This is a genomic window from Trinickia fusca (assembly GCF_003628145.1).
In the GTDB taxonomy this organism is placed as follows: domain Bacteria; phylum Pseudomonadota; class Gammaproteobacteria; order Burkholderiales; family Burkholderiaceae; genus Trinickia; species Trinickia fusca.
This window is the reverse complement of the sequence record NZ_RBZV01000016.1, coordinates 20,199-40,725: the sequence shown is the minus strand read 5'-3', so window position 1 is coordinate 40,725 and position 20,527 is coordinate 20,199. Positions and strand designations below refer to the sequence as shown.

Genomic DNA, 20,527 nt, shown 5'->3' with positions numbered 1-20,527 from the left:
CCTTACCGGCTCGCCCCTTGCCGCTCGGCGGCTTGGGGCGCGAGGGCCCGCACGAGTGGATCTGACACGTAGTGCGGGCCGTCGAACAGGTAAACCGAATACCCGTTGTAAGTCGCCAGCTGTTCCTTCAGCTCCTCCGCCGTCGCCGCACGAAAACCACCGTGCTCGCTGGGCCGGAATGCCTCCGCGATCACCCGCACGCGACGCCGTCCCAACCGCGACGACAACGCGTCGAGATACACGCGCGCCACCGACGGCACACGCGCATAGACCCCGCATCCATCCTGGAAGAACACCCCGACGTCTGCCGGCAGCCATGTGGCGAGCCAATCGGCCAGCGTCCCACCGCCAATGTTCTTGCGGTCGTACACCGTGACCCATAGCGGCCGCGGCAACTTGTTCAACACCGCCGCAAGCTTCGACGCGTCGGTCCAGCTCGGATCGATCTCGACCGGGAAGTAGTAGCCCTTCACATGCAGCGGTGTCGCGAGATGCGCCACGGACGCCGACATATCGGCCAGTTTGGCGATGTTGTCTCTCGCCCGCTTCTCGTCCGAATAGCCGGCGAGCCCCAGAATCACATTCGACGCCCACGGTTCGCGACTGATGCGATCCCAATCGGGCAACTGCGATGCCATGTGCACGCCTTGCAGCGCTGGCAATCCTGAAGCGCCTTGCGTATCGACCGGCACGAACGCCGTATCGTCGACGACGACCCACTGAATCAGCAGATCGCGCACGCCGAGCCACTGCCAGTGTCCGGTGGGACGCGTGGTGGTCGCATCGGTCTGCCAGACGATGCCGTCGGCATGCGTCTCACCGAGATTGCTACAGCCGCTCGCGAACAACGCCGCGCTGCACATGGCGGCAAGCGTGACTCTGGCTCGCCTCACGCGTCGCCATAATACGAAGTACACCGAACTAAATTCTAGAACCATAGCGTCGCCTGCACGACGAGCCCTTTCGCACGCGAGGCATGCGTGAGCGGGGCGCGATATTGCACTGTCACGTCGGCCCAACTGGCCGGCGCACTGTAGTGGCTCTCGCGAAACCAGAAGCGAAACTGCACGCCGGGCCCGATGCCCATCGCCGTCTCGTCGACCTCGCGACTGTCGTGATCGAACACGAACGCCACGTGGGGGTAGACGGTCAAGTGATCACTGATCTGCGGTAGCGCCCAGGTGTGACCGTAGCGCAGCTCAGAATACAGCACGTAACGGCCTTGATGAAAAAAGTAGTCCGCTTCGCCATAGACCTGCCAACTGCGCCAACTCGGCTCCGTCACCCGCAGGTCGCTGCCCGCCTCCGACGAGTACCCGAGGCGCGCAAGCCAATCGTTCTGCGAGAAACGCCCGATACGCACCAGGCGTTCAGCCGACACCACGAGGTTCTGGTCGATGATCGGCTTGTAGCGCGCACCGACGGAACCTTGCACCGTCGGCGCGCCCGTCACGTTGCCCGAGCCATCGTAAGCCGTGCCGTAGCCGCGCACGAAGAACTGCAGGATGCGGCCGTTCCGATAGCCGATCTTCGGCGGCTGCCAGTACGCTTCGATACCCGGTTGCAGCACGTTGACGGTGCCTGTGGGCGAGAATGCGGACACCTGATAAGGCAGGCTCAGCACGAATCCCCATGTGCGCTCGAGCTGCTGTACCTCGCGCCGATAACCGAAGCGCCGCTGCTCGTCGAACGTGTGCTCGCTGTCGTCGGCATCGAGGCTGCGCTTGAACAGCGCGACCGCCTCGTCGTTTTGCGACAGACGCTTGGCTGCATAGCCCGCATCGGCAAAGTTCCCGGCCGTGCCCGCGCCGCCGGCAAAACCCTGCTGGAATGAGGCCAACGCCTCACTATCCTTGTTCTGACGCAGCAGGTCGTAAGCCGTTTGCAGCGTCTTTCTGGCCGTGTCGTCGATCGGCTCGGGCTCCTTTGCAAATTCGATCAGCTCAGCCGCGCTCTTTTTGTCCTCTTCGCTCGTCGCATGGCTCTGCGCAAGTTGCGCCGCACGCCGGGCGCCGGCCCGGTCGCCGTTGCGCAAGCGCAGTTGCGCAATGCGCAGTTGCACACGCGGGTCCGGGTCGTCTTGCAGCGGTGCCAGCGCCTTGCTCGCCTCGTCGGGCTCATGCGCTTCGAGCGCGCTGTCGGCCCACGCGAGGCGCAGGTTGCGTTGCTGCTCGTCCGACCAGGTGTCCTTGCCGTTGGTCAGGGCTGCCGAAAAATCGCGTGCCGCGACGTCGTACCGTTGCTGGCGCTGTTGTAGAAAGCCATGCTGCGCCAACACCTGCGCGTTGTCGGGATAGCGGCTCAACAACGTCTCGGCGAGCTGATCAGCCTCGGCGATCTTGCCTTCGCGCGACAGTACATCGAGCAGCAGCAGCCCCAATTGCTGACTGCCGGGCTGCACCTTGAAAGCGCGCGAAGCGAAATCTTCGGCGCGCGGCAGATCGCCGGCCGCGATCGCCTTGTATGCCGAATCGGCCAGCCGGTAGGCGCGCGGCGAAAGCGTCTCGGCCCCCTGAGCATGCAACGCCAACGTGGCGACCGCGACGAGCCCCCCCATCCGCGCGAGCGCGCCGAAGCGCCGCACGCGCGTTGATCTTATGCGTTTCATCGTTATTCCCCCGGGCCTTGCGGCGGCGCGTTGCGGACCGCGAACGTCTTGGCCCGCGCCTCGCCGCGCTCGAGCTCGACGAAGTGCGCATGCCGAGCCAGCTCGGCCGCGATCTCCGCATCGCTCGCAATGAAGTACGCCACGTTGCCGCCAGCCCCGCGCTTGACGATGTGCCGCTCGTCGTCGGACAGCGGGCTGCCCACTGCAACGTTGAGCGTGCCGTCATCGGAAGTAGAAAACGGCACGATCCGGTAGCTGTGCCGAAGCTCGTGCGCCAGCGACGCCGCGAAGTGGCCGACCGCCACGTTCGCCAGGCTCACGCGCGGCAACCCCGCCTGCTCGGCCAGCGCATCGGCCAGCGATTCGGCGCTGATCTCGGCCTCTTCGAGCAGCAGCTCGCCAAGCCGCTTGCCGCAAGCCGCCTGACGCTCCAGACACGCTTCGAGTTTCTCTTGTGTCAGCACGCCCCACTCCACGAGAATTTCGCCGAGTTTGCGACGCGTCTTGCCGAGTTCCTCGTCGGACAGATAGGTATGGCTCGTCTTGTCCCACGCGATCGGCTTGCCGGTGATGAGGTACTCACCAAAGATGCGCCACGCTCGACAGACTGCAAGGAAATTAATCAGATTGTTGACAAGGAGTCTAGGCAAGGAAAGCAAGCCTTGCATTGCTCCGTTGAGCTTGGCAACGAAGTAGTAGCGCTCGGCCAGGCGAATGACCATCATGGCGCAGTTGATCGACAGCAGCGGCGAGAGCCAGCTGCTCATGAGCGAGCCCGGACCGACATGCGACGGCGCGAGGCCCGCCGCCTGCACGGCCGCCACCGACAGATAGTTGATGAGCACCGCATAAGCCACGATCGAGAAGATCGACGTCACCATGCCCTTACGGTCACGAAAGAACATATAGCGATCGCGCAGGCTGCCCCTCCATCCGAGCTGCTGCCATCCTTGAAACGCGATGCCGAGAATCCATCGCGCACGCTGACGATAGGCGCTACGCAAGGTGCTCGGGAAGTACTCCTTCGTCGCGAGCAGATTACGGGCGCGTGCGAAGCCGCCTCGGGCACGCTCGCGCACTGCCTCGGCAAGCGGAAAACGCGCGAAGGTTTCCTTCATGCCGAGTTCGCGTAGACGGAAGCTGAAGTCGTAATCCTCGGTCAGCGAATCGGTGTTGAACGGTCTGCCCTCGCGCTCGGCCATGGTCGCCTTGATCGCGCGGCGGCTGTAGCACGACGCCACACCAGCGCCCGGCACGATGCCGGTCAGCAGTTGGCGCGTCGGGATGTCCTTTTGATGTGTCTCGCTGAAGTCGTCCATATAGGTGCCCGCGACGAACTCGTTCCACTTGCGCGGCAAGGACAGTACCGGCAACTGCACGAGGTCGCTGTCGAGCACGGCATGGTTGAAGTACTTGAGCTCGATCGGGTGGATCACGTCTTCGCAGTCGTGCATGACGACACCGGCAAACTCGATGTGATGCGACTGTTCGTAACGCAGGATCGCTGCAACGATCCAGTTCAGACAGTCGGCTTTGCAAGTCGGCCCATCGTTGAGTACCGTCGCGCGCACGACGCGCCCAGGGTGCCGCCTCACCATGCGTTCGACCTCGGCCGTGGTTTCCGCATCGTTGTGGTAGGCCCCGGCGAAAATCACGTATCGCTCGTACTCGAGCGTTTCGAGCGTGTTCTCGATCATCTTGGCGATTACGTCGTACTCCTTCCACGCGGGCACCATGATCGCCAAATAACGCTCATCCTCGCTTCTCAATTCCTGGGCGTCGATCGCTTGCGTCTTTTCCCCGCGCAATATCCGTCTGAGCTCGGTTAGCCAGTAAAAACCATCAAGGAATAGGTCGTCTATTGTGCTGACGAATATGATGACCGCCGTGAATAGCGCGACACCATTCAGGACATAGATATAGTCAAGCCAAATCGAGGTCGTGTGCATTTTTATCTACCACACAGATATGAGCACCGAATGGGGCGGCCCGGCAGCCGCCCCGCACGAACGCACGAATCCCCTGGATTCGCTCCCGAGCGGGCCTTCTATAGGAGCGTGACGTCCCCCCCGGTTTCGTCACGCCGCAATGCGCCGCCAGGTTCGCATATCGTGTAATGAATAAAGCAATATCACCGTACGTCGTCGCACACTGCTTTTAATTTAATTATTAAATTTGTTATCCACCCAACAGTAAATTCCCATAAAATTAGACATTGATTTTTATACTTACTAAGGCAAAACCCCAACAAAAAAAACACAATGTGCGCATTCGCACAAATTAAAAATATCGGAGGATAAGCACTACCCGCATCGTCAATCGGTGCACAAGCGCACAAACGCGCGCACCCCGTCAGCCGGCGGGCGCCGGCGCACGGAGTGCGTTATTGAAGATATGATGGTTGGTTGAAAAGCGACTCGCTACGCCGAGCGTAACGCCTGCAGCCCGGTGGCCACGGCGTTGAGCAGCAATGCCGGCTGAGCGATGGCATGGTGGTTCACCGACGCGAACGTCACCGGCACGTTCAGTAGCGCATCGACAATGCGTTCGCTGGCGTGACCGTCACCATAGGGATTGTTCGCGCGCGCCATCGCGTCGTATTGCGCGCGATCGTTCAGCAGGCAGTTGACCTCCGACACGATGCGCTCGGTATGCGTGCCGACGAGCCGCGCCGTCCCGGCGCGTACGGCTTCGGGGCGCTCCGTCGTCTCGCGCGTCACGAGTACGGGCTTGCCCAGAGCGGGCCCTTCTTCCTGAATGCCGCCCGAGTCCGTGATGATCAGATACGCACGCGACATCAGGAACACGAACGGCAGATAGTCCTGCGGCTCGATCAAATGCACGTTCGCCTCTTCGCCGAGAATCGCATGCACGGGTTCGCGCACGTTCGGATTCAGATGCACGGGATAAACGAGCTGAATGTCATCGTGCGTCGTCGCCAGCTGCCGCAACGCTTCGCAGAAGTTGCGGAACGGCTCCCCGAAGCTCTCGCGGCGATGGCCCGTCACGAGAATCATGCGCCGCGCCGGATCGAGAAACGGATAACGCGCGGCAATGCGCTCGCTCAATACCTGATCGCCGTCGAGCCGGCACTTGACCTGCTGCAAGGCGTCGATGACGGTATTGCCCGTCAAGATCACTTGCGAGGCCGGCGCACCTTCGCTGAACAAGTTGTGCTTGGCCTGTTCGGTCGGTGCGAACAGCCACGACGACACGGCATCGGTCACGCGGCGATTCAACTCTTCGGGCCAGGGTGACCATACATTGCCGGTACGCAAACCGGCCTCGACATGACCAAGCGGAATGTAGCGATAAAAGGCTGCGAGGCTCGCCGCCAGCGTCGTCGTCGTATCGCCGTGCACGAGCACGACGTCGGGCTGCCATTCATCGTAGATGGTGCCGATCGACTGCAGGATGCCGGAGGTCAGATCGCCCAGCGTTTGTCCCTCGCGCATCAAATTCAGATCGTAATCGGGTGTGATGCCGAAAAGCTCCAAGACCTGATCGAGCATTTCGCGATGCTGCGCCGTCACGCACACTTTTGCGTCGATGTTCCGCTGTCCCGCCAGCACATGGACTAGCGGCGCCATCTTGATCGCTTCGGGCCGCGTACCGAACACCGTCAATACCTTTTTCATGGGTTCCCCCGCACCTCGTCGATTTGCTTCGTTAACGTTCTCTCGACTGTCACGTCACTGTAGAAGATCGCCGCACCTAGTGAGTGTGGCCTTAGCCTCACTGCCGGCAGCGGCATCGCCCGGGTAAGGTGTGCGACCCACCCTTTGCGGGGGCGAGTCGCAACATTGAAACAACCAGGATGTCACGTCACTTCGCCGTCGTACCGTCGACCCATGTAAAGCCCAGATTCGTAATCCCGGAAACGAGACTTTCGAAATCCTGCAGCGCAGGCAATTTGAGATTGGGCTCGAGCCAGTACGGGTGAAAGAAGAACGACGCGAACCCGTCACGAACGACCAGCGCATACTGCGCGTTGGTCAGCATCTGCTGCCACGTATAGGCGATGCACGAGAACGGATCGATATTGCAGATGTTGTACTGGATGCTCCCCATGTTTTCCGGAATGATTCGTTCTCCGTAATAATCACTGTTGATGATGTATGGAAAGAACTGTCCGGCCGAGAAATCCTGATTGGCTGCACCTGTACCGATTTGCGGGTTCGTCGCCGTGTAGTAGACGGCCCGCTGGAACGACGTCGGGAATTCCGCGGCCGCAGCCTGTGACGCGAGCGGCGACATCTGATACTGTGGCGACGCCCAGCCGGCAACCTTATAGCCGTTACTCGTGAACTCGGCCAGACCGTCCTGCATGCGTCCCTCGGCCCATTGCTCCGAATCCTCGTCCACGGGGCGGTCCTGCACTGCGTACCAGAACTCATAGTCGTTGCCGCTGACCGCGTTTTGCAGGTTCGGCGTCGAATCGTACTGGTGCGTATAACCGTGCATGACGATCGAGCCGCCGTGCAGCAACGCATAGTTCAGCGCCGACTTGAGCCCGGTCGCTTGCGCCAGGTGGATCGTCTCCGGCACGCCGCCGTTGTAATAGCCGTTCGGGTCCGTGTAGAGCGGAATCGTCGCCATCGTGAACGGGATGTGCTTGCTATACAGATAGTTCGTCAGCTGCCTCATCGAGCTCGTCGTGGTGTACGCGTCGAGATCTTCCAGACGGACCAGCGCGCGATGGTTGACCGGTGCGCCCGTATTGAGGATGTCGTGCAGCACGTCGCAGATCACGAGGTAGCGGTCGGTCGTCCCGATGTACGAGAACGGATTGTCCGCGAAGTACCAGAAGTTGCCGGAACGCATGATGTACGGTGCCGTCGCTTTGGTCGTGCTGTTCGTGATCGTCACTAGCGACTGGGCCTTCGTCGAATCGAGCACCTGCGTGAGACCGATATCGGGGTCGGCCTCCACCACGCCGGTCGTGGCGTTGTACGCGTAGTACTTGACCATCGGCAGATTCTTGTAAGTGACCGTGTCGTAGAAGCCTGGGGTCGGATTGCTCGACGACGGCGTCGCGTTGAGGCCTGCTAGACCGAGGAAGCTGAAGCCGAACGTCTGATTGAACGTGTACGCCGTATTCCAAGCAATTTCCCAGAGGTTGTATTTAAACCATACGACCGTCTTGGTAGCCGACATCACGTCGCTCATGAACGCCGCAGGCAACGGATTGTTGTAATAGTCGCCGATGTAGAACGTCGCATCATGGGCGCCGATTTGTCCAGTTGTATAGTTTTGCACGGGCACCAGATCGACCGTCGTATTGAAATGTCCGAGCAAATTGCGCAACATGATCGCGTACATAAGCCCGAGCTTTGAATACGGATCATTGGCGGGATTGTCGTACAAAATCATCGTATGCAGCGTCGTCGTTTGCGCTTGAGCCGTGCTTGGCAACCCCTGCCAAAATCCGGCCATCAGTGCAATGATCAGAATGATTTTCTTCATGATGGCGTCCCCTTAGTCGCGCTCGACGTTGCCGCCTTCGCGTTTGACCGAATTCGTCGGGAATTTCGGGCGCCCCGATTCCTTGTATCCTTCCTCCCAGCCCTTCTTCGACATGCCCGCTTGCACGACGGCGTGCGCGGAGCCATTGGGCAACGCCGGCACCTTGTAGCTGTGGGTCGGATCGGCGGCTTGTGCATTGGCCACTCCTCCCGCTCCCTGCGCATGATCCGAGTAGAAGCTGAATGCGCCGACCAATGCAACCACCACTGAACCGACAATTAACGAGGAAATCAATTGGCGTTGGAGCGACTGAGTGTGTCGATAACGCATGGCCTTCTCCCTATTAGTCTACAAATAGACAATCACAACAATTCATACCAAAACACCCGGCAGGGGTAGTACTTATCCCCAACCCCGCCTCATTAGCATGGATCGCCGGCAGCCTTTACGCCTCAATCAAATGAATAAAAATGTCGGTCGACGCACATTTTTCGAAAGCAAAGCAAATGTCTTTTGGTATTTTCTTATTTTCGTATCCCGAATCAAGTCAGCGCCAAATTATTTAAATATGATTTCATAAGATCATCATTCATTACATCAATCAAGAACATCCATGCATTGATATCACCAATGCCGCGGGCGGCAGGCCAATGCATTGCATGGTTCACGAGAGAGCAAAACGTTCCGTGCGGTGGGTTGGTAGCATGCCCCCCATGAACTCACCTACCCAGACCTCCGCCCCCGTCTTCACGCCGGCCATCGCCCGCGTGCTCGCGACCGTCAGCGTCGCATTCGTCGTCACACAGCTCGACGTGACGATCGTCAACATCGCGCTGCCGAGCATCAGCGCGCAATTGCACGCGCCCGTCTCCGGCCTGCAATGGATCGTCGATGCCTACACACTCGCGTTTGCCGTACTGATGCTGTCGGCCGGCGTGCTCGGCGACCGTTTCGGCCCGCGGCGCCTGTTCGCCGCCGGCATCGCGCTCTTTGCCTTTGCCTCGCTCGCATGCGGCCTTGCGCCAAACACGGCCGCCCTGGTCGCCGCCCGCGCACTGCAAGGCGTCAGCGCCGCCGCCATGCTGCCGAATTCGCTCGCGCTCCTTAATCGCGCATGTAGCCATGATCCGCGCCTACGTGCGCGCGCCGTGGGCCTATGGACCGCGTCGGGTGCCATATCGATCGCGGCGGGCCCTGTCGTCGGTGGCATGCTGATCGCGGCATTCGGCTGGCGTAGCATCTTCCTCGTGAACCTGCCGATTTGTCTCGCCGGCCTTGCCGCGACCTTCGCCTGGGTGCCGGACGGCCACGACCGCAGCGCGCCCAAGCAACCCGGCTCCCCTATGGGCATCGATTTGCCCGGTCAGTGCATCGCGATCGTCGCGTTGACTGCCTTCACGGGGGCGGTGATCGAGCTGCACCCTGCCGGCATCGGCAATCCGTTCGTTGTCGGCAGCTTCGTGCTCGCCGGGCTCGCCACGCTCGCGTTCGTTGCCGTCGAAGCGAAGAGTGCCGCGCCAATGCTGCCGTTGAGCCTGCTGCGCGACACGACGTTCAGCGCCGCCGTGTTGTTCGGCGTGTGCATGAACCTGGCCTACTACGGCACCGTATTCGTGCTGAGCCTCTATCTGCAACGCGTGCGCGGCGATACGGCGCTGCAGGCCGGTCTTGCGTTCCTGCCGCTTACGGGTGGCTTCCTGCTGTCGAACATCGCGAGCGGCTGGGTCGTCGCACGATATGGCCCCCGTGTGCCGATGATGGTGGGTGCGGCAGTCGGTGCGCTTGGCTATGGGCTCTTGCACGCCACGCAGGCCACCACGCCGATTGCGCTGTTGATCGTCCCGTTTCTGCTGATCCCCTCCGGCATGGGGCTGGCGGTCCCGGCCATGACGACGGCCATCCTCGCCTCCGTCGAGCCCAAGCGCGCCGGTACCGCATCGGCACTGCTCAATACGGCACGACAAGCGGGGGGCGCTGTCGGTGTGGCGGCGTTCGGTGCGCTGGCAAGCGGTGCGGGTGCAGCCGCTGTCGTAGGCGGCTTGAGAACATCGGCGGCCATTGCGACCGCGCTGCTGGTAGTGGGCGTGCTGCTGGGCAGCCTCATTCATCCGCGTTCACACGCGCGGCAAGGGGCGCGCGGCACCGCACCAGCGGGCTCGGCTGGAAGCAGATAGGCAGATAAGCCGTACGGTGATGGACGCATGCGTACCTGAGCAACGCTTGCACGCAGCCAAGGGCCTGTCCACACTAACAAGAGACCCTACGTGTGTGCTTATAACGTAGCGTTCTGAATCGCACCTGTATCAAGCGCGCGCTCGATCAGGCCCTCATCCACCGCTTTACGAATGGCGTCGGCAATCAGCTGATCGGGCGGCGCCATATCCGCTTTCAATGCGCCGAGCAGACCTGCGGCATCGAAGACGACGAGCGTTTCCGCCGAGTCCATGCGGCTGATGATGACGCGGTGCTTCGTTTCTCCTTCGCCAAGGCTCGCGCAGAAGCGCAGGGGTTGGCCGTCGATCGTCTGTTCGAAGGTTTGGATCATCGCACCGCCCTCCGTCGCTGGGCCGCAGCGTTCGTCTCCACATAGACCAGCAAGCAAACTTCATGCGCATCCATGGCTGATAGGCTGGTACGTAGGTGCGCAGACGTATTGCCCACGTCGATCAGCGCAAATGCCGCCTGGGGGTGCGCGCGGCGTCGATGCTGATACGGCCTGCACCCGTTACAAATAGCAACAAAAAACCACCCGCAATGCCGACGTTTTTCCAGAAATGAATCACCATGTCGTGCTGCGCGGCAGCGTTCGTGACGTTCCAGAAGTCATGTCCGTAGATGGCCGTGGCAATCGTATAGACAGCCATCACGAGTGCGAGCGGCCGGATCAGGAAGCCGACGACGAGGAGTAACCCGCCGATCGCTTCGATCGCCGTCGCCACCGGCGCGCCGATCTGCGCGAACGGGACGCCCTGTGCCTGCAGATAGCTGACGAAGCCTGCATAGCCGAGCAGCTTCATGACGCCGCCCCACAGGAACAGCACGGCCAGCGCGAGACGCGCGATGAGAATGACGCCGGAATCGACGGGACGCGTCATGAGCAAAGTCCTCCAGGGAAGCCAACGAAGGCAATGCCCGGCGCGGATACGCGGACATCGTTGCTCAGGATATGCGCTGTGTCTCCGTTTTCCAAGCGTGGCGGCTTGCGGCGCGCGTGCACGCACACGCACACCGTACGACGAAGAGACCCACCCGGTGAAGCCTCAGGGCGAGACGCGGTGCTCGGCTTCGGGACGCGGCGCTGCGCAAGGCACCTCTGGCGGCGTGTTCTCCGCGTCCATCATGCGCAGATGCCGCATCATCGGCGCCTCCGTCCGCAAGCCGATCGAATTGAGCAGGCGGTAAAGCGTGGCGCGCGAGATACCCAGCTCCTGTGCGGCACTCGAGAGACTGTACGCATGACGCGCCAGCGCCTCTCGCACGGCCGCACGCTCGGCGTCGCATCGGATCTCTGCCAACGTGCGGCCGACGCGATGGCCGGCGTCGGGCAACCCGAGATCGGCCGACGTGATGAAGCGCCCTTCCGCCATCACGACCGCGCGGCGCACACAGTTGATCAACTCTCGAACGTTGCCGGGCCAGCCGTAGTTGAACATCGACGCAATCGCATCGCTCGAAAAGCCGCGTAGCTTGCGAGCACCGTCGCGTTTGTGCAGCGCGAGCGCGTGTTGCGCTAGCAGCTTGATGTCATTGCCGCGCGCGCGCAGCGGCGGCTCGTCGAGACGCAACACGCAAAGACGATGGTAAAGGTCCGAGCGGAAACGCCCTGCTTCGATCGCACTCATCAAATCGACGTGCGTAGCGGATACGATGCGCGCGTCGACCTTGATCGGGCCATTGCCGCCGAGCCGCTCGATCGTGCCTTCCTGCAAGAAGCGCAGCAGCACGGCCTGGCATTCATGAGGCATGTCGCCGATTTCGTCGAGAAAGAGCGTACCTCCGGCGGCAGCCTCGATACGGCCGATCTTCTTTTGCAACGCACCCGTGAACGCGCCACGCTCATGACCGAAGAGCTCGGACTGCAGGAGCGACGGCGGAATGGCCGCGCAGTTGATCGCGACGAAGGGGCGGCCCGAGCGGGTCGAGCGTTCATGAATCGCACAAGCGGTAAGCTCTTTGCCCGTGCCCGATTCTCCGGCGATGAATACGGGCGCATTGGTGCGCGCGCATTTGTCGACGCCGCGATAGAGTTGCTGCATCGCTTCGCACTCGCCGATCATCGTGCTGCAATGCGCCGCGGGCGGCTCTTGAACGACCTTCTCGCGCAACACCGAGAGCCCCCGGGCATGGCCGAGCACCATCGCGAGCCGCTCATCCATGCACGGCAAGGTCACGAAATCGAAGCAGTAATCGAGGATGAAACGGCGTATCGGCTCCTCGTCGGCCTGGCCTGGACACACTTGCGCGATCCAGGTCGCGTCAGTGCGCGAGATGCAGGATTCGATTTCGGCCAGTTGCTGAGCGTCGCACGCTTTCGGCAGATCGACCACGCCGACGCGAATCGCGCCTCGCTCGAGCAAGCGCTCCACCTGCTGTGATGGTTTCGCATGGACGACGTGCCATCCGGCCGCGATCAGCGCATCGATGCTTTCCGTGTCTGGCTTGAGCGAAACAAAAAGGACGGTCCGCTCAGCATGCGACGGATTGAAAGCGATAGTCATATTGCCCCCCGGCTCGACACGCCGAACGTGCCGTGAGGCACGTTACATCGCGCGCATCGATGCTTTGTTGATCTCGATCAAAGCCGGGTGGCGCCATTCACGCGTTCGTTCGGTCTCGTTCGAAATCGTCCAGGCGAGCCATCTTGTCGCGACTCTGCCGTCTTATCCTGCCGCGTGATGCGGCAAGCCCCATCGACTCGCACCGCGCGAGGCTTCGTCCCCTCCCGGGCCGAACCTCGCGCGCATGCTTGCCCCCCCTGGGAATGATTGCTTGATCGAAGCGCTTTGCCGGGCGCGGCCGATTCGTTCGAGCCGCCGCGCGCGTCGCGCATTTCGTTTTCGCATGGGTAGAAAAATAGGCTTCGGCGATACGAATATCCATAGGAATAAACGCCATCCGGCCGAATACCAATTCGGCCGGCGCATTGCATGCTGGATGCGGTGCCCATGCAGAAGTCAACCCACCAAGCAAAACTTGTTTCCTCCTACTGATAGTTCATAGTCGTCGCGCCGGAGAGCTCCACCGTTTCACCCAGCATGTTCATTACCCGTCCGATGGCGAGCCCGTTGTACGCGTAGCTCACGGTCACCTTGAGTGGATTGCCGGAAGACGTGCCCGACGACTGGTTCACGTCGACGACGATCGAGGGCGGATCGCCGAACGTAATCAACTTATCCGAAGCGTAATTACGCGCAATGCTCGTCAGCTGCAACGGCGTCAACCTTGGCACCGCGACGCCTTCGAGCACCGCCTCACGGCTCGCTTCGACCACCATCGCCTTGTTGTACATGCCGAAGCTGAACTCGGTGATACCCAGCAGAAGCAGGCACAGGAGAGGCAAGAGAACCGTAAATTCGAGGCTGGCCCGACCCAACTGGCAAAGGCGCCCGACACGCCACCGGAATCGAGGCAAATTCCGGTTGACTGAATACCGCGACCGTAGAATCGCCGTTGACCGCCTGATTACCGTGTTCATTCTTTTTCTCCAACTCGCACCGATCGACCCGTACAGGTCCCCCCCATCCGGGTTCGGTGACTCGCCAACGCGAAAAAGCAAGTTACGAACCACTGTGGCGGCAAGCGCCAACGACATAGCGAGCGCAAAACGGCGCAAATCGCCCTCAACCCACAGCGCTAAAAAACGTATCGACGATGAAACGACGCGCTATGTGATCCGCCGCACGTGCAAATCGATGCGACTGCACTTATCGTCTGCCTAGATAAGCACTGCCACATAGAGGCCATGACGCCTATCCATGAAAACGAAAAAATGAAGGCACGAGTCCGGCAGGTATGCCTGCCGTCGCTCAGGGGGAACGTAATTGGATAAAAGCATTGCGACGCCGCGGGGAATCGACGGCGCCTGGGGCATGCCTCCCCTGTTGATCGTCGCTGCATTGATCGGCTACGGCATTGTGCTGCTCGCGCCGCCCGTCTTGAACGATCCTGATACCTACTGGCATATCGCGACAGGCATGTGGATGCTTCGGCATCATGCGATCCCACATGCCGATCCTTTCTCCTATACGCTCTCGGGCGCACCCTGGGTAGCGCACGAATGGCTATCCGAAGTGCTCATGGCGATCGCCTATCGCGCCGGCGCATGGAGCGGCATTCAAATTCTTTTCGGCATCGCTGCCGCGACGACATTCGGTGTGCTCGCGCGCTACCTTGCGCGTTGCCTGAATCAACCGGCCGCCTCTGTCGTCTTCTTGCTCGGCATTGCATGCGTCAGCTCCAGCCTGCTTGCGCGCCCGCATTTGCTTGCCCTCGTCGCCCTCACTCAATGGACCGTCAGTTTGGTGACGGCCAGGGAGCGAGGTAGCGCGCCATCCCCGCTCCTGCTGCCGCTGATGGTGATCTGGGCCAACCTTCACGCCAGCTTCATTCTGGGCCTTGCGCTCACCGTGCCGATCGCACTCGAGGCCATCGTCGAAGCGAAGTCGGAGCGCAGGCAGGCAGTGCGACGTTGGGGCCTGTTTCTTGGCGCGGCCATCGCGGCGTCTCTATTGACCCCGAATGGTTGGCAAGGTTTGACGTTCCCCTTCCAGCTCATGCACTTGGCGAGCGCGGCAAGCATCAGCGAATGGAGCCCGACGAACTTTCAAACGCTTCAGCCGCTGGAAGGCGCCTTGGTGGCGTTGATTTATGTCGCCTTTTCGCGAGACGTGCGCGTGCCGTTCTGGCGATTGATTATCTTGCTTGGGCTGCTTCATCTCGCGCTGGCCCACTCTCGCCATCAGATGCTGGCAGGCGTCGTCGGCGCGATCCTACTCGCCAGGCCACTCGCGCATGCGCTTTCCGATGGCGCCAGCGAAGCGTCGAGCCGCCAGTCCTCATTGCGGTGGGCTTTAGGCGGTCTTGCCTGCGTCACGTTATTGACCGCGATCCGCTTGGCGCACCCGTTTCAGCGCACCGACGATCCGGCATCGCCGATCATGGCGCTCGATCATGTGCCCGTCGACATTCAACGCGAGCCGGTATTCAACAGCTATGAATTCGGTGGCTATCTGATCTTCAAAGGTGTCAAACCATTCATAGACGGCCGCGCCGACATGTATGGCGACGACTTCATATCCGCTTATCTCGATGCCTCGAGGCCAAACCGAGTGGCGTTCGAGCGGATCGTGAAGCGCTATGACATCCACTGGGTGATCCTGGCTGCTCGCAGCCCCGTAGTGGATATGATCGACGCACTGCCTCAATGGCGGCGTCTGTATGCGGATAGGATTGCGGTGGTCTACGTGTATCGATCCGATGCTACCGCGGCCGCCGACGCTGCCGGCGCCGGAAAGGCAAAGCATCGCGATCCTACATAAGCGAGCACCGTGTAGGTGATCATTCCGCCAACCTGAACCAGCAAGCTGCGCTGCCCCAAAAATTCGCTCAGCCATACCACGATCGCCAGATTCGCCAAGTAGGCGACGAGGCAAACGAGTGCATAGCGAAGCAAGCCCTTGCCTATCGCGCCGCGATGGCGAAACGTCCACTTGCGATTGAGCGCAAAGCTCCACAGAAAAGCGATCGCATAGCCTGTCACATTCGCGGCGACATTGCCGAATCCCAACCCGCTCAACGCGATCCAGATCACCGCGAATCCAATCGCGGTGTTCGACACCCCCACCAGCAGATACCGCACGGACGAATGATCGGCGAGCTTCACTCGTCCACCGTCAGCACGGCGAGCAACGACATGCCGAAGGGAAACGTGCCATACGCGAGCCATCGGGACTCCGCCTTGAAAATGCTGTAGAGCAGCGCATTCAATCGCTCCGTTGGAACGGCATCGCCGCTCGATTTATTGCGGCGAAGCAGCCGGTCGGTCAATCGCGCGGCAGCCGCAAGCGGGAAGAGCAACGTGTTGAAATACGTTACATTTTCGATACGGTACCCCGCCGCTCGCGCGCACGCAATCAACGATTCGCGGCTATAACGCCGGTGGTGGTGGAGAAACACGTCATGCGCGCTCCATAGCCATTGATAGGCCGGCACGGTCACGACGATCGCACCGCCCGGCGCCATCAAATCACGCATGCGCGCAAGCGATTCGGTATCGTCGACGATATGCTCCAGGCAGTCGAAAAAGCAAATCAGATCGAAACGGTGGCCGTCGAAAGGCACGTCGTCCGGGCAGTGCCCCGCGCGGATGTCGAAACGGCCATCGGTGCGCCTTGCCGTCAACGCGAGCGCCGTCTCGTCCATTTCAAGTCCGCTCACGCTGCCGAATTCGGCAAGCATCTCCAGATTGCCGCCTGTGCCGGAACCGACCTCGAGCACATGCGCTCGACGCGGTAACGTGATCCCGTGCAAAACGGAACGAAGAACATCGCGACGGCCGCGAAACCACCAATGCTCGGTTTCGGTTGCAGCCATCTCCAGATAGGCTTCCGGTGACATGATTCGCCCTCCTTTCCCGTTCAATGATTGGCCGCCCGCACGCGCGATGCCGCTCGCCTGCGCGAAGCGTCAACCCGGGATGCGCTCGGCAAGCGCGATTCGCGACGCGCCACGGGCAGCGTGCTGACCTTGCTCTTCGCTTGGTAGCGGCGACGTATCAGATAGATGGGGCGCTCTTTGGTCTCGTCGTAAATGCGCCCGACGTATTCGCCGATCACCCCGATGCCGACCAGTTCGATCCCTCCTATGAAGAGCAGGACCGAAAGCAGCGAGGCATATCCCGGTACGGGGTTGCCGAACAACAGCGTGCGGCCGACGATCAACCCGCCGTAACAGAAAGCGAGCGCGGCAATCGCGAGGCCGATATAGGTCCAGCTTCGCAGTGGCACCGTGCTGAAGCTCGTGATGCCTTCGAGCGCGAAATTCCAAAGCCGCCACCCCGAGAATTTCGACTTTCCCGCGCAGCGCGCCTCGCGCTGATACTCGACGATCACGGTCCGATAGCCGACCCACGCGAACAGCCCCTTCATGAAGCGGCGCCGCTCGGGCAAGCTGCGCAACGCATTGACGACCGCGCGGTCCATCAGTCGAAAATCGCCCACGTTTTCCGGCAGCTTGACGTCAGAAAGCGCGTTGTGAATGCGGTAATAGAGCCCGGCCGCCGTGCGTTTCGCGAACGTGTCGCACGCGCGGTTGGCCCGCTTCGCGGCGACCACTTCGGCGCCTGCGCGCCAGTGTTCGATCATCACGGGAATCAAGCCGGGCGGATCTTGCAAGTCGGCATCGATCGGAATGACGGCATCGCCCGATGCCTCGTCGAGTCCCGCGGTCAGCGCGGCTTCCTTGCCGAAGTTGCGCGTGAGATCGATGACGCGCACGCGCGCATCCCGCTTGCTCTGCTCGATCAATTTGTCGAGCGTGCCATCGCGGCTGCCATCGTTGACACAGACGATTTCGAAACGTATCGAGGTGATCGCCTCGAGTACCGGAACGATCTTGGCGAAGAAGGTATCGACGGCGTCGCGCTCGTTATAGAACGGCACGACCAGCGATATCAGTGGATATGCGGTCCCCGAAAACATGATGCCCCCCGTTTTTTGATCCTTGATGCTTGCTGCTTGTTCTCATTCGCCTGAATGCCGTCCGAGGACAACGGGCTCGCGTCTTTGCTGCGCGATGCGCCGCACCAGCATCCAAAGCGTGATTGCCGAAATGAGCGGCATGAACTGGACCTTCACGTGACTGACGATGAGAATGCCTGCCAGTGGTGTCAGCCAAAGCAAGATGAGCCACTCGCGCTCGCCGCGCTTCCATCCGCTTTCAAGGGCGTATTTTCCGTACCAGGCGATGAGCACGCCGTACCAGGTGAGGTCGTAATCGAACAGGTACGGACAAACCATGAGGCTCGCGCAAACCAGCGTCGCCGCGCGCAACGCATGAGAGGTTTCGCGCCCCCAGGCATAGCACACTGCCGCTGCGGCCAAGATGGCCGACAGGCCCTGCGCCGCATAGGCAAGCGCCGATGGCACGTGCGCCAGCTTCGCGAGCGCAAACATCGTCGGGACCCGCGCCAAGGCAGCGCGGCCAGATTCGACGTAGCCGGCCGCCATGCTGGCGTTATGGAGAAATGCAGCAAGGGTTCCCCCACCGAACACTAGCACCGAGATGGCCAGCATCGACATCGCGGTCAACGCGAGCGATGCCAGTGCGCGCCACGAACGGGAGCACAGCAACGCGAGGGGAAAGAGCACCGCCAGATGCGGTTTCATGCATAGGATGCCGAAGCAAATTCCCGCTGCCACAGGACGGCGACGAAGCAACACGAGCCCCAGCGCGGCAAGCGAGGCGGTCAGGAGGCCGTTTTGTCCGGATACCGCAACCAGCGCGGCACCGGGAAAAGCCATGGCAATGAGCAGCGCCTCGCGGCGAGGAACGATCGCGCGAATTGCTCTAACGAAGAGCGCATAGGTGCCGCCGAGAAACGTCGCTGCGGCGATCTTCCACGGCAAGAGCGCCAACGGATAGACGAACAGCAAGAACGTTGGCGGGTAGAGCCAAGGCAGAAGGCCGACCGTATGCGCGAGTGCATTTTGCTCGACATTGCCCAACACACCGAGGTTGTATGCGTCCGCGGCGTGTCCATGCAACGCAAGGTACGACGAGCTCCAAAACGGCAGAAAGTCGATAGCGAGCGGGCTGATGTATTCGTGTGGATGCCACACGGCCTTGTACAGATAGATCAAGACCCATACGAGATAACAAATCAGCACCACGGCCGGATAAAGCCGCAAGCGCTCGCTGTCGAGCCAGTGCGGGCGGCGCGTGGGAGAAGCCGCTGGCAATATGGCCTCTCGTCGCGCAGGTCTGCTCGACAAGAGGCTTGCCCCGGCCTCGGACACGGCTACCCACCATTCATGCTCGTGCGCGCGGCTCTGTGCGCCGCGCGGCCCCCGTTGTAACAGATGCATATTGCCGCCTTATATGGCGTGGCCACAGGGCTTCGATCCTGGAGCCATCCGTTCATGTTTTCTTTTGATTGGATTGCGCGATTGAGTGCGAGACGTTGCGCCTATCCGTGGGCTCATTGTTTGGAGAAAACAATGCGACTTTCAACCCTGTCTTTTCCTTAATGAGCAGTGCAATTGCCCATTACGTGCGCCTGCGCACATAGCCAATGTCGGGGCGCGCGCGTTCTCGATGGCGCTCGTTTCAACATCGAAACGTTTTGTGCCGATGCGCCACTCGAAACACTGTGTTCTTCGAGGAAATCCACGTTCGGCCGAGTCGAGGGTATATCCCTAGCAATCTCGTCAGACCTAACAGGCACAAGGCGTTCAACTGTATCAAGAGGTAACAGGCCTGCCCCCAACGTTGTCGCAGAGTTGAGACAGCTTGTGCGGCAACGCTCGATCCCCTCTGGCGAGCGAGCCGCGCGAACCCTTGAATTTCCGAGCTTTCGCGACAACTGGCCCATCACTTGCGAGGTGGTCGGCGCGGAAGTCGGCGACGTAACAACTGGAAACCATTCGAACCGCTCGGCAAAGATCGAACTGGAATGGCAACCGGTGTTACCCGCGGGGATGTTCCTTCTCTTTTCCTGCCGCCCTCGAGGGCGACATGAGCTCGGATAGGACAACGGACAATCGCCGACCGCGCAGCGTGCACCGGTCTTGACCGGATGCCGGGAGCAAGCACTGAAAGTCGGGGGGCCGAAGCATGAAAAACAGTGCATCAACGCGACACGTCGGATGTCGCAACCGCGACCTGAATTGTTCGCGTCCAGTCGATCATCGATCGACCAGCCGCGTCAATCACGGCCGTTCCTTCTCCACGGGTTCCACACTCCGCGCCAAGCATTTCGCGTCGCGTGGACGGACCCGCTGTGTCCGCTGTGTCGGATCTTCTACTTGTCTCTACGCATCCAGTCATCTCGATGGACGTAGACATCTCCGGTAGACGGGTATCTCCGGCTTTCCTGCAGCACCCGTAGTTCAACCCTAAAGCCATTCCTGGCCTGGGCCCTGTAGTTCGTCATCCTAATGGAGTTAAAGATGCAAAATTTCATTGCTCAAGCAAAGCGCTTCGTCCGCGACGAAGAAGGCGCAACGATGGTCGAGTACGGCCTGATGGTCGCCCTCATCGCGATCGTTTGTATCGGCGCTATCACGACGATCGGCACCACGTTGAATGCCGTTTTCAGCGATATCGCGGCGAAGCTGTGATGGGGTCTGGCGAGCGGACGTATCAATCGTTTCGCTCGCCTTTTTTCCCAGCCACGCAAAAAGTTCCATTCCGACGCGTCACCAAGGAGTTGATCGTGAGCCAAGTTATTTTCAT

17 protein-coding genes are annotated in these 20,527 nt (G+C 60.8%); 3 read left to right on the top strand and 14 right to left on the bottom strand.

Annotation, left to right across the window (positions count from 1 at the left end; genetic code table 11):
* Window positions 1-2: 2 nt before the first annotated feature.
* The 6 genes from D7S89_RS24395 to D7S89_RS24370 form a co-directional block, all read right to left on the bottom strand.
* Window positions 3-893 carry an alpha-amylase family protein gene (locus D7S89_RS24395; RefSeq protein ID WP_342766936.1) on the bottom strand — a complete coding sequence of 297 codons (891 nt, stop codon included), beginning with the start codon at window positions 891-893 and terminating at the stop codon, window positions 3-5.
* Between the two features lie 35 nt (window positions 894-928).
* Entirely contained in the window at window positions 929-2,608 is a 1,680-nt protein-coding gene (locus tag D7S89_RS24390; RefSeq protein ID WP_121281448.1) for a bacteriophage N4 adsorption protein A, read from the bottom strand.
* 2 nt (window positions 2,609-2,610) lie between these two features.
* Complete coding sequence (locus tag D7S89_RS24385) at window positions 2,611-4,557, bottom strand: glycosyl transferase family protein (protein WP_121281447.1); 1,947 nt, start codon at window positions 4,555-4,557, stop codon at window positions 2,611-2,613.
* A gap of 471 nt (window positions 4,558-5,028) precedes the next feature.
* The gene (gene wecB, locus D7S89_RS24380; RefSeq protein ID WP_121281446.1) at window positions 5,029-6,246 is read right to left on the bottom strand and encodes a non-hydrolyzing UDP-N-acetylglucosamine 2-epimerase; all 1,218 of its coding nucleotides are present in this window, start codon (window positions 6,244-6,246) and stop codon (window positions 5,029-5,031) included.
* A 187-nt stretch (window positions 6,247-6,433) separates the two neighbouring features.
* On the bottom strand, window positions 6,434-8,074 hold the full coding sequence (locus tag D7S89_RS24375; protein ID WP_121281445.1) for a DUF2334 domain-containing protein: 1,641 nt from the start codon (window positions 8,072-8,074) through the stop codon (window positions 6,434-6,436).
* Window positions 8,075-8,086: 12 nt separating this feature from the next.
* The gene (locus D7S89_RS24370; protein WP_147426758.1) at window positions 8,087-8,404 is read right to left on the bottom strand and encodes a hypothetical protein; all 318 of its coding nucleotides are present in this window, start codon (window positions 8,402-8,404) and stop codon (window positions 8,087-8,089) included.
* Between the two features lie 383 nt (window positions 8,405-8,787).
* Between D7S89_RS24370 and D7S89_RS24365 the strand changes: the two genes are divergently transcribed.
* Window positions 8,788-10,248: an MFS transporter gene (locus tag D7S89_RS24365; RefSeq protein WP_121281443.1), complete on the top strand. Its 1,461-nt coding sequence runs from the start codon at window positions 8,788-8,790 to the stop codon at window positions 10,246-10,248.
* Window positions 10,249-10,346: 98 nt separating this feature from the next.
* Here D7S89_RS24365 and D7S89_RS24360 read toward each other — a convergent pair whose 3' ends face one another.
* The 4 genes from D7S89_RS24360 to D7S89_RS24345 form a co-directional block, all read right to left on the bottom strand.
* On the bottom strand, window positions 10,347-10,619 hold the full coding sequence (locus D7S89_RS24360; RefSeq protein WP_121281442.1) for a hypothetical protein: 273 nt from the start codon (window positions 10,617-10,619) through the stop codon (window positions 10,347-10,349).
* Window positions 10,620-10,740: 121 nt separating this feature from the next.
* On the bottom strand, window positions 10,741-11,169 hold the full coding sequence (locus D7S89_RS24355) for a DoxX family protein (RefSeq protein WP_121281441.1): 429 nt from the start codon (window positions 11,167-11,169) through the stop codon (window positions 10,741-10,743).
* Window positions 11,170-11,334: 165 nt separating this feature from the next.
* Entirely contained in the window at window positions 11,335-12,792 is a 1,458-nt protein-coding gene (locus tag D7S89_RS24350) for a sigma-54 dependent transcriptional regulator (RefSeq protein WP_121281440.1), read from the bottom strand.
* A 485-nt stretch (window positions 12,793-13,277) separates the two neighbouring features.
* Window positions 13,278-13,769, bottom strand: coding sequence for a TadE/TadG family type IV pilus assembly protein (locus tag D7S89_RS24345; RefSeq protein ID WP_183085339.1), 492 nt, complete (start codon window positions 13,767-13,769; stop codon window positions 13,278-13,280).
* Between the two features lie 601 nt (window positions 13,770-14,370).
* Here D7S89_RS24345 and D7S89_RS24340 point away from each other — a divergent pair.
* Window positions 14,371-15,612: a hypothetical protein gene (locus D7S89_RS24340; protein ID WP_147426757.1), complete on the top strand. Its 1,242-nt coding sequence runs from the start codon at window positions 14,371-14,373 to the stop codon at window positions 15,610-15,612.
* Here D7S89_RS24340 and D7S89_RS24335 read toward each other — a convergent pair.
* The 4 genes from D7S89_RS24335 to D7S89_RS24320 are packed head-to-tail and all read right to left on the bottom strand — an operon-like array spanning window position 15,534 to window position 19,032.
* Window positions 15,534-15,956: a GtrA family protein gene (locus D7S89_RS24335; protein ID WP_183085338.1), complete on the bottom strand. Its 423-nt coding sequence runs from the start codon at window positions 15,954-15,956 to the stop codon at window positions 15,534-15,536. The two genes, D7S89_RS24340 and D7S89_RS24335, sit on opposite strands and share 79 nt — an antisense overlap.
* Window positions 15,953-16,690 (bottom strand): class I SAM-dependent methyltransferase, encoded by a 738-nt coding sequence (locus tag D7S89_RS24330; protein ID WP_121281437.1) that lies wholly within the window; start codon window positions 16,688-16,690, stop codon window positions 15,953-15,955. The genes D7S89_RS24335 and D7S89_RS24330 overlap by 4 nt, the downstream gene beginning before the upstream one ends.
* A 20-nt stretch (window positions 16,691-16,710) precedes the next feature.
* Window positions 16,711-17,772: a glycosyltransferase gene (locus tag D7S89_RS24325; protein WP_121281436.1), complete on the bottom strand. Its 1,062-nt coding sequence runs from the start codon at window positions 17,770-17,772 to the stop codon at window positions 16,711-16,713.
* Between the two features lie 42 nt (window positions 17,773-17,814).
* On the bottom strand, window positions 17,815-19,032 hold the full coding sequence (locus tag D7S89_RS24320) for a glycosyltransferase family 87 protein (RefSeq protein ID WP_245983239.1): 1,218 nt from the start codon (window positions 19,030-19,032) through the stop codon (window positions 17,815-17,817).
* 1,209 nt (window positions 19,033-20,241) lie between these two features.
* Between D7S89_RS24320 and D7S89_RS24315 the strand changes: the two genes are divergently transcribed.
* The gene (locus D7S89_RS24315) at window positions 20,242-20,412 is read left to right on the top strand and encodes a Flp family type IVb pilin (protein WP_121281434.1); all 171 of its coding nucleotides are present in this window, start codon (window positions 20,242-20,244) and stop codon (window positions 20,410-20,412) included.
* The last annotated feature ends 115 nt before the right edge of the window (window positions 20,413-20,527 follow it).

Excerpts from the sequence above, each read along its gene's own strand:
- D7S89_RS24350 (WP_121281440.1), bottom strand. The coding sequence starts at position 12,792 with ATGACTATCGCTTTCAATCCGTCGCATGCTGAGCGGACCGTCCTTTTT.
- D7S89_RS24375 (WP_121281445.1), bottom strand. The coding sequence starts at position 8,074 with ATGAAGAAAATCATTCTGATCATTGCACTGATGGCCGGATTTTGGCAG.
- D7S89_RS24365 (WP_121281443.1), top strand. The coding sequence starts at position 8,788 with ATGAACTCACCTACCCAGACCTCCGCCCCCGTCTTCACGCCGGCCATC.
- D7S89_RS24315 (WP_121281434.1), top strand. The coding sequence starts at position 20,242 with ATGCAAAATTTCATTGCTCAAGCAAAGCGCTTCGTCCGCGACGAAGAA.
- D7S89_RS24345 (WP_183085339.1), bottom strand. The coding sequence starts at position 13,769 with ATGAACACGGTAATCAGGCGGTCAACGGCGATTCTACGGTCGCGGTAT.
- D7S89_RS24390 (WP_121281448.1), bottom strand. The coding sequence starts at position 2,608 with ATGAAACGCATAAGATCAACGCGCGTGCGGCGCTTCGGCGCGCTCGCG.
- D7S89_RS24355 (WP_121281441.1), bottom strand. The coding sequence starts at position 11,169 with ATGACGCGTCCCGTCGATTCCGGCGTCATTCTCATCGCGCGTCTCGCG.
- D7S89_RS24360 (WP_121281442.1), bottom strand. The coding sequence starts at position 10,619 with ATGATCCAAACCTTCGAACAGACGATCGACGGCCAACCCCTGCGCTTC.
- D7S89_RS24325 (WP_121281436.1), bottom strand. The coding sequence starts at position 17,772 with ATGTTTTCGGGGACCGCATATCCACTGATATCGCTGGTCGTGCCGTTC.
- D7S89_RS24370 (WP_147426758.1), bottom strand. The coding sequence starts at position 8,404 with ATGCGTTATCGACACACTCAGTCGCTCCAACGCCAATTGATTTCCTCG.
- D7S89_RS24330 (WP_121281437.1), bottom strand. The coding sequence starts at position 16,690 with ATGTCACCGGAAGCCTATCTGGAGATGGCTGCAACCGAAACCGAGCAT.
- wecB (WP_121281446.1), bottom strand. The coding sequence starts at position 6,246 with ATGAAAAAGGTATTGACGGTGTTCGGTACGCGGCCCGAAGCGATCAAG.
- D7S89_RS24340 (WP_147426757.1), top strand. The coding sequence starts at position 14,371 with ATGGCGATCGCCTATCGCGCCGGCGCATGGAGCGGCATTCAAATTCTT.
- D7S89_RS24385 (WP_121281447.1), bottom strand. The coding sequence starts at position 4,557 with ATGCACACGACCTCGATTTGGCTTGACTATATCTATGTCCTGAATGGT.